Raw genomic sequence first — 13,295 nt, 5'->3', positions numbered from 1 at the left:
CTGGTCCGGGCCGCGCGGCGGCGGCGAGGGGTGGTGGAACCGGAGCCGGCGGTGGGGTCCGCACGGTCGTCCCCGGCACCGCGCCCGCGCGCACGTCCGGCGGGCGCCGCGGGATCAGGTACCCGCCCCGCCCGCCGCTACCCGCCGGCCGCGCCGCGGGGCGGGCGGCGCGGACGCGGCCGAGTCTAGGGCCGGCCGGCCGCGGTCAGCAGGTCGTAGGCGGCGCCGGCCGCGGCGGCGTAGACGGCGTGGTGCAGCAGGTCGACGCCCACCTCGGCGGCGCCCCAGCGCCACGCCGGGGGAGCGGAGCCGGTGGCGGGCAGCACGGCCTGCTCGGCGCCCCAGACCACGAGCAGGTGCGCCAGGGCCGCGGGCACCCCGGCGGCGCCGGTGGCCGCGCCGATGACGCCGCGCACGGCGCCCCACATCGTGCCGTAGCCCCAGTGGACCAGCGTGTTGAAGCGCCGCTCGCCGCTCTCGTCGCGGGGCCGCACGCCCAGTACGGCGCCCGCCGCCTGCTCGGGGGTGCTGCTGCCGCCCCGGCCGCGCAGCCGGGCCTCCAGCGTGCTGGAGACCGTCATGGCGGCCGTGCCCGCGACCCCGGCGAGCATGCCCCGCCCCGCGGCCGAGGCCAGGGCGGCGAGCGTTGCGGTGGTGTCCATGGGGGGACGCTGCCCACCCGCCGCCCGCCCATGCGCGCGTCCCCGCCGCCTCCACCGCGCTCCGGGCGCGGGGAAGGGCGGCGGGAACGGCGGCCGGGGCGGGGGTGGGGGCGCCCCGGCCGCCGCGGGCCGGCCGGTGGGGGTCGGTGTGCCCGGCGCGGCGAGGCCGCGCCGGGGCTCCGGCCGGCCCGCCGTCAGGCGCAGGTCTCGCCGTTGACGGTGAACTCCTCGGGCGCGGGGTTGCTCCCGCTCCACCGGCCGTTGAAGCCGGCGGTCACCGAGGCGCCCGGGGCGATGTCGCGGTTCCACGACATCCCCTTGGCCGTGACGGTGGCGCCGCGCTGCGCCCACTCGGCGCTCCAGCCGTGGGTGAGCGTCTGGCCCGCGGTGAAGTCGAACGCCAGCTCCCAGGCGCGGATGGGCGCGTCACCGGTGTTGGTGACCGTCACCGACCCGGTGAAGCCGCCGCTCCAGTCGTGGGTGCGGTAGTCCACCGCGCACGTCTCGCCCCCGCCGCCCTCGGGGGAGGTGGTGAACGTGACGCTCGCGCTGGGCTCGGACTCGTTGCCCGCGCCGTCGCGGGCGACGACGCGGTAGGTGTACTCGGTCTCGGGCTCCAGACCGGTGACCGCGAACTCCGGCTCCCGGGTGGTGCCGACCCGCTCGGCGCCGTCGCCGGTGACCCGGTAGACGTCGTAGCCGGCCAGGCCGCTGCCGCCCTCGTCGGTCGCCGGCTCCCAGGCCAGGGTGGCGCCGTCGGCGGTGACGTCGGAGGCCTTGGGCGCGCCCGGAGCGCTGGGCGGCGTGCGGTCCTCGGGGTCGCCCCCGCCGCCGGTCTGGTCGGCGACGAAGGAGGCCACGATCGCCAGCGGCGCGTTCCAGTTGATGGTCAGCTCGTTGGTGGCCCAGGACTCGATGTCGTCGATGTAGCAGAACTGCGGGGCGCAGCCCTCCAGGTTCTCCTGGGCGACCGGGTCCCACGTGCTCTCCACCGAGTTGGGCCCGCCCGAGAGCGTGCCCGGCGGCGGGTTGGGCAGGTCCGGGTCGAGCTGGTGGGCGTACCAGCGGCTGTGCTGGTTCTCCGCCGCGTTCTCGCCGTAGCCGGTCACGTAGGACTGGTTGAGGGCGTTGCGGCCCAGGATGTAGTCCATGCCCTCCACGACGCCGTCGCGGTAGGCGGTGTCGCCGGTGAGGTCGAAGGCCGCGGCCATGACCACCATGTTGTTCAGCACCTGGCTGTTGGAGCCCCAGACGAACTCGCCGTCCTCGGGGGCGTAGGGCAGGCCGTAGGGGTGCTCGGCCACGGTCTCCAGGTACCGGTCGGCGCCGGCCACGACCGAGTCGACCACGCGGTCGCGGTCGGGCAGGTCGTTGGGCACCGCCGCCAGGTTCATCCGGCCCAGCGGGGCCACCGCGCCCCAGCTGAAGCCGGCGGCGGTGAACACGTCCTCGGTGTGCTGGGGGGAGTCCATGACGGCGTCCTCGTAGACCTGCTCACCGGTGGTGATGAACAGCTCGGCCGCCGCCCAGTAGAACTCGTCCTCGACGTTGTCGTCGTTGTAGGGGCCGCCGCCGACACCGGTCGCCGGGGCGTAGACCTCGGGGTTGTCCAGCGCCGCCTGCCACGCGGTCTCGGCCGCCGCCAGGCAGCGCGCGGCGAAGTCGGCGTCGTAGGGCTCGAACACCCGGGCGCACTGGGCGCCGGTGGCCGCCAGGTTCAGCGTGGCCGCCGTGGAGGGCGGCTGGAGGTAGCGCGGCTGGGGGTCGTCGGCCGGCATCAACGGCAGGCCGGTCCACTCCGCGTCGTGGATCTTGTGGTGGGCCATGCCCGCCAGGTCCTCGCCCTCGGGCACCTGCATGCTCAGCAGGAACTCCATCTCCCAGCGCGCCTCGTCCAGCACGTCGGGCACGCCGTTGTCGTGCTCGGGCAGCGGCAGGGTGTTGTCGCCCAGGCGGTCGGGGCTGGCGGTGTCGGCGTAGGTGGTGCGCTCCCACACGCTCATGACCTGGGAGGCCGAGATGCCGCCGTTGACGACGTACTTGCCGTGGTCGCCGGCGTCGTACCAGCCGCCGGAGACGTCCAGCTCGTAGTCGCAGCCCGACCCCGGCGCGCACGGCACGCTGGTGTCGCCCTGGTTGGGCGGCACGCCCACGTGGCCGGCCTCGCGGCCGTAGCCGGGCATGATCTCGTCGCTGATCTCGATGCCGCTGCGCTGGGGGTAGTACAGCGACAGCGCGTCCACCCGCAGGTCCTCGTAGAAGGCGCCGGAGATGTCGAAAGGGTGGCTGGTGGCGCCGTCGGCGGTGAGCGTGTACCCGGTGCCCTCGCCGGTGTAGTCGCCGAAGTCGATGGAGTGCACGTTCTCGCCGGAGCTGGGGTCCACGCCCTCGGGCACGGTCTCGCCCTCGGCCACCACCTCGCCGGAGGCGTCGGCCAGCTCCCAGGGCAGCGCCGTGGTGGCCTCGGTCACCAGCGTGGCGTTCTTGGGGCCGTCGGGCAGGTAGCCGACCTGGTTCACCCGCACCGGCGGGCCGGTGTCGGGGTCGTACTCGGGCGGCTCGGCGCCGCCGGTGAGCGACACGTCGTCCAGGCAGAAGGTCCACGCCTCGTCGGCGCCGCCGAGCTGGAAGGCGAGCTGGGCGTCGTCGCGGGTGGTGGTGGAGGTGAAGACGTAGCTGAAGGTCTGCGCCTCACCGCTCAGCACGGGGCGCTCGGCGAGGTAGGTGGTGTAGGGCGCGACCGGCTCCTGCACCAGGGCGCGGACGGCCACGTCGGTGGTTGCCGAGGCGGTGAAGGTCAGCTCGTAGGACTCGCCCTCGGCAAGGTCGATGTCGTCCTGGCCGACGATGGCGTCCCAGGCGTTGACGGTGCCGCCCTCGACCTCGGCGCACAGGCGGCCGTCGACCACCTGGGCCGGGGTGTTCTCGGTGTGCCACCAGCCGGTGGTGCCGTTGTCGAAGCCGCCGTTGACGACCTGCTCGGCCTCGTCGGCGGCGGCGGGCGCGCCGGCGAGCAGGGAGAGGGCCAGGGCGGAGGCGGCCGTGACCGCCCCCGCCGCGTGTCGGACGCGGGGGGAAACTGGGCTCATTGAGAGTCCTCGCGTTGAAAGGGATGGGGGATGAGGGGGATGGACGGGGTTCCTTCGCGGGTCTCCGAGCGTGCGGGAGCGGATTGGGAGCGCTCCCATGCGTAGCCGAATCGTGACAGCGGCATTGCGGATGTGTCAATGCACACACAGTGAGCACCGGCGCGCCGCCGGCCGTCGAATCGGTTCACCTGCTAGCGGGGCGCCGTTTCCCAGCTCGGCTTCCGTCCCCGAGGCGGATGCTCCGTAACAAACCGGTCTCAAGTGCGGCACGGCGGTAACCCGCACCCGTTGGGCCGCGCGGCGGCGGCCGGTGCGCGCGGCGGCGCGGACGGGGCCGGGGGAGGGGCGCGGCGGCGCGGCCGGCCAGGTTTGTCAGTCCAGTTCGTAGCACTGCGCGCGGGCGTTCCACGGCAGGTCGTGGTCGTCGACGCGCACGCGCCACACGGCGTCGGGGAGCGCGCGGCGCATCAGGGTCAGCATCGCCACCAGGTGCTCCACCTGCACGATCACCGGCTCCTCGCCGCACCCGGAGTGGGAGACCTTGCTCGCCCCCGCGAGGATCTCACCGGGTTCGAGGGAGTCCTCGGGGTAGAGGCGGGGGCCCTCGGCGATGAGCTCGGGGCGGTCGAGGGACGGCGGGACCTGGGCGCGGGCGTGCCAGTCGGGCAGGCGGCCGCGCAGGTCGTCGCGCAGTGCCTGCCACGTGCGCTCGGCCAGCGCGGCCAGGCGCGCGCGTTCGCCGGCGGTGAGGGCCCGGCCGCGCGTGGCGGAGTAGTGGAGGAGAACACCCATGCGGCCAGTGTGCGCCATCCCACTGACAGGCGCGGCGGGGCCGGTCGGAGCGGTCGGGCCTAGGCCGCGGGGTCGTGCGCGCCGACGAGGGCGGCGGCGGCCCCCTGGGCGAGGCGGTCCAGGTAGTCGGGGGAGACCGGGCTGCGCGTGACGGCCACCCGCCAGTACAGCGGGCCGAAGACCATGTCCAGGGCGAGTTCGACGTCGGTGTCGGCGGGAAGTTCGCCGCGCTCCACGGCGTTGCCGATCATGACGGCGCTGACCCCCTGCTGGGTCTCGCGCAGCGCCTTCTCCAACGTGTCGGCGATGTCCGGGTTGCGGGCGGCCTCGGCCAGGAGGTCGGGTACGATCTGCGAGGCCAGCGGGTGCCGCATCGCCTGGGCGCCGGCGTCGAGCAGTTCGCGGATGTCGCCGCGCAGGCTGCCGGTGTCGGGCACCGGCATGACCTTCACGGCGGCCGTCGAGACCACGTCGATCACCATTTGCAGCTTGGAGTTCCAGCGGCGATAGATTGCGGTCTTGCCGACACCCGCGCGGCGGGCGACCGCCTCGATGGACATCCGCCCGTAGCCGTGCTCGGCCAGTTCGGCGAACACCGCGGCCTGGATCGCCAGTGTGACATCCCGTTGCAGCACCGCCGCCCCGGCCGGGGCGCGGCGCGACGAGGGTTTCTCAGCGGCGGTCACGCGGCCATACTAGCGTAGGGACGAAACGGTTGCGTTCTGTCCTACTCCGCCCTACGCTACGAGGCGACGAAACGGTTGCGTTCTGTCGTATGCGCTTGGGCGCCGGGCCGGCCGGGAGCACGGCGCCACCCTTAACCGCTGAAAGATCCGAAGTGAGCAGACGCGTGGCACTAGACGGAGTCGCCGCACACGAGCGGCCGGAGTCCGACGCCGCGGAGCGGGCCGCCAGGTACGGGCTGTCCGTCAGCGGCGCCCGGCCCCACCTGGTCGAGTACATTCGCAGGTTATGGCGGCACCGCCACTTCATCACGGAGTTCGCCAAGGCGCGCTCCACGACGAAGTACACCCGCGCCCGCCTCGGCCAGCTCTGGCACGTCTTCACCCCGCTGCTGAACGCGGCGGTCTACTACCTCATCTTCGGCCTGCTGCTGGGCACCAGCCGCGGGGTCCCCGACTTCATCCCCTTCCTGGTCACCGGCGTCTTCATCTTCGACTTCACCCGCAAGTCGGTGATGGCGGGGGTCAAGGCGATCTCCGGCGACCGCGGCCTGATCCGGGCGCTGCACTTCCCCCGCGCGGCCATGCCGGTCTCGGCCGTCCTCATCCAGCTCCGCGAGATGCTGGTCTCGATGGCGGTCCTGCTGGTCATCGTGCTGGCCATGGGGCAGCTCCCCCGGGTGCACTGGCTGCTGATCGTGCCGATCCTGGTGGTGCAGCTGCTGTTCAACACCGGCCTGGCCATGTGGGCGGCGCGCATCGGCAGCAAGGTGAGCGACGCCTCGCAGCTGCTGCCGTTCGTGCTGCGGACCTGGATGTACGCCTCCGGCGTCATGTACAGCATCGACATCATGGCCGCCGACGCGCCGCGCTGGGTGCAGGTCGTCCTCGACGTCAACCCCGCCGCCGTCTACATCGACCTCATGCGCTTCGCGCTCATCGACAGCTTCACCTCCGCCCAGCTCCCCCCGCACGTCTGGGCGCTGGCGCTGGGCTGGGCCCTGCTCGCCTTCATCGGCGGATTCATCTACTTCTGGCGGGCTGAGGAGGAGTACGGCCGTGACTGAGCAGCGCACCGAGAACGGCACCGCACCGGTGACGCAGGCGGGCCCCGCCGCCGAGGCGGCCGCGGCCACCGAGGAGCGGCAGCCCACGGTCATCGTCGACAACCTGCACGTGGTCTACCGGCTGCGCGGCGCCGGCGCCAAGGGCCGCGCCGTCCCCGCCGCCAAGGAGAGCGCCCGGGCCCGGCTCAAGCGGTTCGTCACCGGCCGCCAGCCCAAGCGCGGGCGCGAGGTGCACGCCGTCAAGGGCGTCAGCTTCACCGCCTACCGGGGCGAGGCGATCGGGCTGATCGGCTCCAACGGCTCGGGCAAGTCCACCATGCTGCGGGCCATCGCCGGACTCATGCCGCCCGAGAGCGGGCGCGTCTACACCAACGGCCAGCCCTCGCTGCTGGGCGTCAACGCCGCGCTGATGAACGACCTCAGCGGCGAGCGCAACGTGATCCTGGGCTGTTTGGCCATGGGCATGACCCCGGAGGAGGCGCACGCCAAGCGCGACGAGATCATCAAGTTCTCCGGGATCAACGAGAAGGGCGACTTCAGCTCGCTGCCGATGCGCGCCTACTCCTCGGGCATGGCGGCGCGGCTGCGGTTCTCGATCGCCTCGGCCAAGAAGCACGACGTGCTGATGATCGACGAGGCGCTGGCCACCGGCGACCGCAAGTTCCGCAAGCGGTCGGAGGCGCGGATCCGCAAGCTGCGCGAGGAGGCCGGCACGGTGTTCCTGGTCAGCCACAGCAACAAGTCGATCAAGGACACCTGCAACCGGGTGCTGTGGCTGGAGAGCGGCAACCTGGTGATGGACGGCGAGACCGACGAGGTGCTGGCCGCCTACGAGGAGTTCATGTCCTCCTGACGGAGGCGTGGGAGCGGGCCGGGCGGTGGTGTTTCGTGGGTGCCACCGCCCGGCCTCGCTGTGGGCGGTGGCGCGCGGCGCCGGGGCCGGGAGTCCGGCTGCCGCGCACACCCCGCTGGAAAGTCTGCGCGAGACCCGCCGCGGCTGTCAACACTCCTCGTAGTCACGTGTTTACAGAAAAGAGTCGGACGCCGTACCCTCGTTGAGGGCGACGTGCCGCCGCGCGGGTGTGGAAAGCGGTTCCCGTGCGTTCGCCCGGCCGCGGCCCCCCGCGGCCCGCAGGCGCCGGCCGCCGCTCCTCGGGGCGGCGGGTCCGGCGGGATGGGGAGGCGCTACCCCGTAGCGCCGCACGCCGCAGCGGGTGCCCGCGCCGCCTCTCGTGCCTCCGGGCGGCCGGCCCCGCTGCGGCGGAGCCCCCGCCCCCGGGGAGCCCTCCGCACGGCCACCGCTCCGCCCGCCCACCCCCGCGCGGGCCGGGAATCCCGCGGCTTGCGCGCCGTGTTGCCGGAGGTATGCGAGTCATCGGAGTAGCCGAGTACGGCGGACCGGAAGCACTCCGCCCCTTCGACGTCCCCGAGCGCCACGCGGGGCCCGGCCAGGTGCGGGTGCGCGTCCACGCGGCCGCGGTCAACCCCACCGACACCTTCGTCCGCAACGGCGCGCGGGCCAGGCACCAGCGCAAGGACCCGCCGCCCTACGTCCCGGGAATGGACGCGGCCGGGGTCGTCGACGAGGTCGGCGCGGGCACCGACACCGACCTCGCCGTGGGCGACCGGGTCATGGCCGTGGTGGTGCCCGACGGCGCCCACGGCGCCTACAGCGAGAGCCTGGTCCTGCCGGCGGAGTCGGTGGTGCGCGCACCCTCCGGCGCCGACCACGCGGCGGCGGCCACCCTGCCCATGAACGGGCTGACCGCCCGCCTGGCGCTGGACGTGCTGGACCTGCGGCCCGGCCAGACCATCGCGGTCGCCGGCGCGGCGGGCGCCTTCGGCGGCTACGTCGTGCAGCTGGCCAAGGCCGACGGCCTGCGCGTGGTGGCCGACGCCGCGCCCAGGGACGAGAGGCTGGTCGCCGACCTGGGCGCCGACGTGGTGGTGCCGCGCGGCGCGGACGTCGCCCGGCGCATCCGCGAGGCGGTCCCCGAGGGGGTCGACGCCCTCGCCGACGGCGCCGTGCTCGACGCGGCGGTGTCCGGCGCGGTGCGCGACGGCGGAGGGATCGCCACGGTGCGCGGGTACGACGGCGCGGGCGACTCCGCGGCCGCCGAGCGCGGGGTCTCCTACCACCCCGTGCTGGTGGTGCGCTACGCCCGCGAGCGGGCCAGGCTCGACCGGCTGCGGCAGCAGGCCGAGGACGGCGTGGTGACCCTGCGCGTGGCGCGCACCCTGCCCGCCGAGGAGGCGCCGGAGGCCCACCGCCTCCTGGAGGCCGGGGGCGTGCGCGGGCGGCTGGTCCTCACGTTCTAGCGGCCGCGCGCCCCAGGGCGGCCCCGGCCGGACCCGATCTCGGGACCGGTCCGGTCGCGGTCCTGAGACGGCGGGCAGCGGGGGACGGCCGGACGGCGCGGGGGAGCGCGGCGGGCGGGGGCGGGCGCACCGCCGGGGTCAGGCCCCGCCGCCGGGCTTGCGCACTTCGTAGCCGCCGTCCCCGTCGAACACGAACACGGTGACCTCGCTGCCGTAGACGTCGCGGTAGTGCCCGCCGTAGCCGGAGTGGTCCAGGTGCGGCGCCACCAGTTCCAGGACGTCGCAGACGCGGCCGAGGTCGTCGTCCAGCCAGTGGCTGCGGCTGTACAGGCCCCACGCGTGGCGCTCGCCGCCGTCGAGCAGGCGCTCCCGCAGGCCCGGATCGGCGTCGGGCCCGTGGGAGTCCGTGCGCGACTGGCGGCGCAGGTGCCCGACGTCGCCGCCCGGAAGCGGGCTGTCGGGGTCGGGGTCCAGCAGGGGGGCGGGGCAGCGGTCCAGGTCGACGGTCTCGGGCGGCTCGTCGTCCACGCCCAGGTGCCAGCGCAGCTCCGCGAGGACCGAGCGGGGGGTGTCGTCACGGAGGAAGCAGGAGAAGACGACTTCGTAGTGGTCACTCATGACCGGCATTCTCCGCCATGGGGGCCGGGCCGGTCGGCGCAGCCGGGCCGCCCGGTGGTGGGACGTCCGATATGAGAGCCTGTTCCCATGTCACGGCCATCGCCCACCAGTACGGCGGCGCGGCGCGGCCGGCCGGGATACGACCAGGAGGCCGTGCTCCGCCGCGCCATCGACCTGTTCAACCGGCGCGGCTACGACGGCACGAGCGTGGGCGACCTCGCGCGGGAGCTGGGGCTGACCAAGTCGGCCATCTACCACCACTTCCCGAGCAAGTCCCACCTGCTCCAGGCGGCGCTGGACGAGGCGCTGGACGCGCTGACGGCGGTGATCGACGCCGCCGCGCGCGCGGAGCGGGGCGGCGGCACCGCCTACGCGCGGCTGGAGGAGGCCGTGCGCGGCAGCGTGGTGGTGCTGGTGGAGCACCTGCCGGCGGTGACCCTGCTGCTGCGGGTGCGCGGCAACAGCGAGGTGGAGCAGGAGGCGCTGCGGCGGCGCAGGCGGATCGACGCGGCCCTGGCCGGACTGGTCCGCGCGGCGGCGGAGGAGGGCGCGCTGCGCACCGACATCCCGCCGGACCTCGCCACGCGGCTGCTGTTCGGGATGGTCAACTCGCTGGTGGAGTGGTACCGGCCGGAGGGGCGCTACGACGCGGCGGCCATCGCGGAGGCGGTCACCACGCTGGCGTTCGACGGGCTGGCGCCGCGGGAGGCGTGAGGGGCCGGGCGCGGTTCGACGCCGGGGGCCGTGTGTCCGTTCTGTGGTGATTCTCCCGGTCGGTGGAAATCGGGGAACTCCCTCCCGGAGGAAGGGCGACGGCATAGAATCGCCGTGCATATGCACGTGCATATGACGCTCGGAAACGCGAGGAACGAAGTCGAAAAAGAGGGCCGCGTCCCAGCTTGCCGGCGACGAACGCGACCCCCTTGGCGATCCACCCGAAGAGGGAGAACCATGAAATCCCAGCGTACCCGTCCACCGGTGATTCCGCCGGAAAGTCGGCGGCTGCTGATCACCGCGATCCTGGCCGTGGCGGTGGGCGCCGCCGTGGCCGCGGTTTCGGCCCGCCGGTCCGGCCGCGCCCTTTCACGCCATAAGGGCCGCCACCGGCGCTGAGGCCGCCCGCCGAGAAAGAGGCGGCGGGGCGGCCGCCGAGAACCGTCCCGCCGCTTCTGCCACCCCTCACGGCCGAAAACGGCCGTATCGAGCATTGGAATCGCGGCCTTCATTAGGTGATTCGCCCACGTGCGTACCATTCGGCAGTATGTGGTGAATGCCGAGGGAGTGAAAATCCATTACTGGGACTGACGCCCGGCGTTCGAAACGGTCAGTCCAAGATCAACTCAGTCCGCATCCGGCCACTCGGTTTGCGGTGGTCGTTCCGTTTACGGGGAACGCCGTATGTTTCGACCACACACCGCCGTGGCGGCGACCGCCGTCCCCCGTGTGGGCGGGCGGGTCGCATAGGAGGTCGGCGACGTGGAGGAGGAGGGAAGGCAGGGCGGCGAGGCGCCGTTGACCGGGCTGCTGCGTGAGCTGACGTGGCTGAGTTTCGGCATCGCGACCCTGAGTTCCGGCGTCCTCGGTGCCGGGGTTCCGGACTCCGCGCCCGAGTGGGGGGTCCAGGCCCTCTGGTACGTGCTCGCCGGATCGGTGTTCGTCTGGCTGGTCGCCGGAGTCTGGTGGTGGGCGCTGCTGGCGCCGCCCGGACCGCCCCCCGGCGCCTCCTCTGACCCTGCACCACCCGGGGGCGCCCTTCCCCTCGGCCGCGCCGCCCGCCTGCGGCGGCGCCTCGCCGCGCTGTTCCCCCAGCGCGACGGCAAGCCCCGGGTCGCCCTGACCCTCGCCCGCTACGTCCTCGCCCCGGCCGCCGTCTTCGTCCTCCTGGGCGCCCTGCTGTCCTCCCCCTTCGACGACTCCTGCGCGCCGCCGACCGAGATCGTGGTCGCCACCACCCCCGACAGCGAGCCCGCCGTCGAGGCCGTCGCCGCCGCCTTCGCCGAGGAGCGCGCCGCCGACGGCGGCTCGGGCGAGCGCTGCCGCAGTGTCCGCGTCACCGTCTACGCCGTGGACGACGGCCAGCGCATGCGCAACGCGCTCCTGGGCACCTGGGACTCCCGGCTCGGACCGCTGCCGCACGTCTGGATCCCCGACTCCACCGTCGAGGCGCTGATGGTGCGCGACGCCCTCGCCGCGCGCGCCGCCGACGGCGCCCCCACCGCCGCCGACGACCTGGGCGGCGGCAGCGCCGCGGGCGCGGCCGGTTCCGCCGGCAGTCCCGCCGCCACCGCGCCGCCCGACGGCGGCGCGCCCCTCACCCAGGTCACCGCGATCGACGTCGGCGAGGCCACCCGCCTCACCCCGCTCGTCCTGGCCGTGCCGCGCGACCTGGCGGCCGAGGTCACCGGCGACGACCCCGACGCCGTGGTGCTGGACGACCCCTACGCGGCCCTGCGCGAGGCGGTCGGCCCGGCCGGGGTGCGCGTCGCCCGCGCCGATCCCGGCGACTCCGCCGCCGCGATGCTGCACACGGCCTTCCTCTACGCCGCCAACGGCGCCATCGCCCCCGGCGGCGACCTGCTCGACGCCGACCGGGCCGCCGAGATCGAGCACGAACTGTCCCTGGGCCTCACCGCCCACACCGAGCGCGACCTGGTCTGCCAGGTCGCCCAGCACGCTCACGACACCGTGCCCGTCGCCGCGCTGACCACCGAGGCGGCGGTCTACGAGGCGGCCGAGGGACCCGCCTGGCGGGCGGCCTGCCCGGGGCCGACCGACTCCGGCGCGGAGCTGACCGCGCTCTACTCCTCTGAACTCCCCGTCCTGGACCACCCCTTCGTCCGCGTCACGGGCGTGCGCGCGGGCGCCGACGCGGACGCGGCGCGGCCCGTGGTGGAGGCCCCCGAGGTGGCCGCCGAGCTGCGGCGCTTCGAGCGCTACCTGGACGGCTTCATGACCGAGTACCCGCCCGCCGCCTTCGACCGGCCCTACCGCGAGGCGGGGGCGAGCCCGTCGGCGGCGGGCGCCTACGCGGGCTACCGCAACGAGGCGGGGGCCGGGCGCGTGACGATGGGGGTCGGCTCGGCGCCCGCGCAGCTGCCCAACCCCGAGGGCGACCCGGAGGCGTGGCGCGACGCCGCGGGCGCGGTACTCGACCTCTACGACTCCTCGCAGGGGAGCGCGGCGCTGCTGCTGGCGGTCGACAGGTCCTCGTCCATGGGCACGCCCAACCGCAAGTTCGCCACGGCGCTGGAGGAGGCCGCCGTGCTGGCGCAGTCGGCCGGGCCGCGCGACGCGCTGGGGCTGTGGGCGTTCCCGCAGGGGCGCGGCCCCTCGGCGGCCGACGCGACCGCCCTGGTCGACCCGCAGGTGCGGACCGGCGGACTCATCGTGCGCGAGCTGGCCGCGCTCGCGCCCGACCGGGAGGCGACGCCGCTGCGCGAGGTGGTCGCCGAGGGCGCGGAGGCCCTGGCGGCCTGGGCCGACGCCCGGCCCGAGGAGGATCCGCCCGAGGGCGCCGACGCGGGCGGCGAGCAGGGCGCGGCCGCCGCCGAGCCCGTGCTCGTCGTCTTCACCGACGGCGTGGGCGAACCCGCCGGGGGCGGCCTCAGCGCCGATGCGACGGCCGATCGCCTCGACGCCGCCGGGGTGCGCGTGCGGCTGGTCGCGGTCGGCGACGAGACCCGCCGCTGGGGGCGCGTGGACCCCTGCGACGTGGCGGGCCTGCCGGAGCTGGCCGAGCACCCGCTGGTCGACTGCGTCCCCGCCGACGCCGACAGCCCCGGCGAGGCCGCCCTGCGCGTCCTGGGGGAGGCGCGGGCCCAGTGACCACGTCCGAACCGGAAGCCGCCGGCGCCCGCGCCGCCGCCGCGCCGATCACCCTCCCCGTGTCGGCCCCGCCCGCCGAGTGGACGGTTCCCGCCGCGCCCGCCTTGCCGACCCCGCCCACCGCGCCCACCCCGCCGACCGTGTCCGCCGCCCCGACCCCGCCTACCCCGCGGACGTCCCGGCGGCCGCACCCCCGGGCGCGGGAAGAGGGAGGTTGCCGATGACCGCACCACCGCCTCC

At 74.9% G+C, this 13,295-nt stretch carries 10 protein-coding genes; 5 read left to right on the top strand and 5 right to left on the bottom strand.

What is annotated here, in order from left to right:
• Positions 1-185 precede the first annotated feature (185 nt).
• The 4 genes from HNR12_RS07520 to HNR12_RS07505 all read right to left on the bottom strand — a co-directional run bounded on the left by HNR12_RS07520 (position 186) and on the right by HNR12_RS07505 (position 5,229).
• A complete protein-coding gene (locus tag HNR12_RS07520) occupies positions 186-662 on the bottom strand; it encodes a hypothetical protein (RefSeq protein ID WP_179766806.1) in 477 nt (158 codons plus the stop codon).
• 194 nt (positions 663-856) lie between these two features.
• On the bottom strand, positions 857-3,751 hold the full coding sequence (locus HNR12_RS07515) for a glycoside hydrolase family 9 protein (protein ID WP_179766805.1): 2,895 nt from the start codon (positions 3,749-3,751) through the stop codon (positions 857-859).
• 372 nt (positions 3,752-4,123) lie between these two features.
• Positions 4,124-4,543 carry a hypothetical protein gene (locus HNR12_RS07510; protein WP_179765510.1) on the bottom strand — a complete coding sequence of 140 codons (420 nt, stop codon included), beginning with the start codon at positions 4,541-4,543 and terminating at the stop codon, positions 4,124-4,126.
• Positions 4,544-4,602: 59 nt separating this feature from the next.
• The gene (locus HNR12_RS07505) at positions 4,603-5,229 is read right to left on the bottom strand and encodes a TetR/AcrR family transcriptional regulator (protein ID WP_179766804.1); all 627 of its coding nucleotides are present in this window, start codon (positions 5,227-5,229) and stop codon (positions 4,603-4,605) included.
• Between the two features lie 164 nt (positions 5,230-5,393).
• Between HNR12_RS07505 and HNR12_RS07500 the strand changes: the two genes are divergently transcribed.
• The 3 genes from HNR12_RS07500 to HNR12_RS07490 all read left to right on the top strand — a co-directional run bounded on the left by HNR12_RS07500 (position 5,394) and on the right by HNR12_RS07490 (position 8,612).
• Positions 5,394-6,293: an ABC transporter permease gene (locus HNR12_RS07500; RefSeq protein WP_308118457.1), complete on the top strand. Its 900-nt coding sequence runs from the start codon at positions 5,394-5,396 to the stop codon at positions 6,291-6,293.
• Complete coding sequence (locus tag HNR12_RS07495) at positions 6,286-7,146, top strand: ABC transporter ATP-binding protein (protein WP_394353909.1); 861 nt, start codon at positions 6,286-6,288, stop codon at positions 7,144-7,146. The genes HNR12_RS07500 and HNR12_RS07495 overlap by 8 nt, the downstream gene beginning before the upstream one ends.
• Before the next feature lie 512 nt (positions 7,147-7,658).
• A complete protein-coding gene (locus HNR12_RS07490; protein WP_179766802.1) occupies positions 7,659-8,612 on the top strand; it encodes an NADP-dependent oxidoreductase in 954 nt (317 codons plus the stop codon).
• Positions 8,613-8,750: 138 nt separating this feature from the next.
• Here the strand turns inward: HNR12_RS07490 and HNR12_RS07485 are convergent, their stop codons facing one another.
• Entirely contained in the window at positions 8,751-9,230 is a 480-nt protein-coding gene (locus HNR12_RS07485) for a hypothetical protein (protein WP_179766801.1), read from the bottom strand.
• A gap of 87 nt (positions 9,231-9,317) precedes the next feature.
• Here HNR12_RS07485 and HNR12_RS07480 point away from each other — a divergent pair, with 87 nt between their 5' ends.
• Together HNR12_RS07480 and HNR12_RS07475 are read left to right on the top strand one after the other, a co-directional pair.
• Positions 9,318-9,944, top strand: a complete 627-nt coding sequence (locus tag HNR12_RS07480; RefSeq protein WP_179766800.1) for a TetR/AcrR family transcriptional regulator — start codon at positions 9,318-9,320, stop codon at positions 9,942-9,944.
• A 762-nt stretch (positions 9,945-10,706) separates the two neighbouring features.
• Complete coding sequence (locus tag HNR12_RS07475) at positions 10,707-13,055, top strand: vWA domain-containing protein (protein ID WP_179766799.1); 2,349 nt, start codon at positions 10,707-10,709, stop codon at positions 13,053-13,055.
• Positions 13,056-13,295: the final 240 nt, after the last annotated feature.

Origin of the sequence: Streptomonospora nanhaiensis, from assembly GCF_013410565.1 — a bacterium.
Taxonomy (GTDB): Bacteria; Actinomycetota; Actinomycetes; order Streptosporangiales; family Streptosporangiaceae; genus Streptomonospora; species Streptomonospora nanhaiensis.
This window is presented reverse-complemented; position numbering and strand designations above follow the sequence as displayed.

What these genes read in the sequence shown, in the direction of transcription:
- HNR12_RS07520 (WP_179766806.1), bottom strand. Translation starts at nt 662, where the DNA reads ATGGACACCACCGCAACGCTCGCCGCCCTGGCCTCGGCCGCGGGGCGG.
- HNR12_RS07515 (WP_179766805.1), bottom strand. Translation starts at nt 3,751, where the DNA reads ATGAGCCCAGTTTCCCCCCGCGTCCGACACGCGGCGGGGGCGGTCACG.
- HNR12_RS07510 (WP_179765510.1), bottom strand. Translation starts at nt 4,543, where the DNA reads ATGGGTGTTCTCCTCCACTACTCCGCCACGCGCGGCCGGGCCCTCACC.
- HNR12_RS07490 (WP_179766802.1), top strand. Translation starts at nt 7,659, where the DNA reads ATGCGAGTCATCGGAGTAGCCGAGTACGGCGGACCGGAAGCACTCCGC.
- HNR12_RS07485 (WP_179766801.1), bottom strand. Translation starts at nt 9,230, where the DNA reads ATGAGTGACCACTACGAAGTCGTCTTCTCCTGCTTCCTCCGTGACGAC.
- HNR12_RS07480 (WP_179766800.1), top strand. Translation starts at nt 9,318, where the DNA reads ATGTCACGGCCATCGCCCACCAGTACGGCGGCGCGGCGCGGCCGGCCG.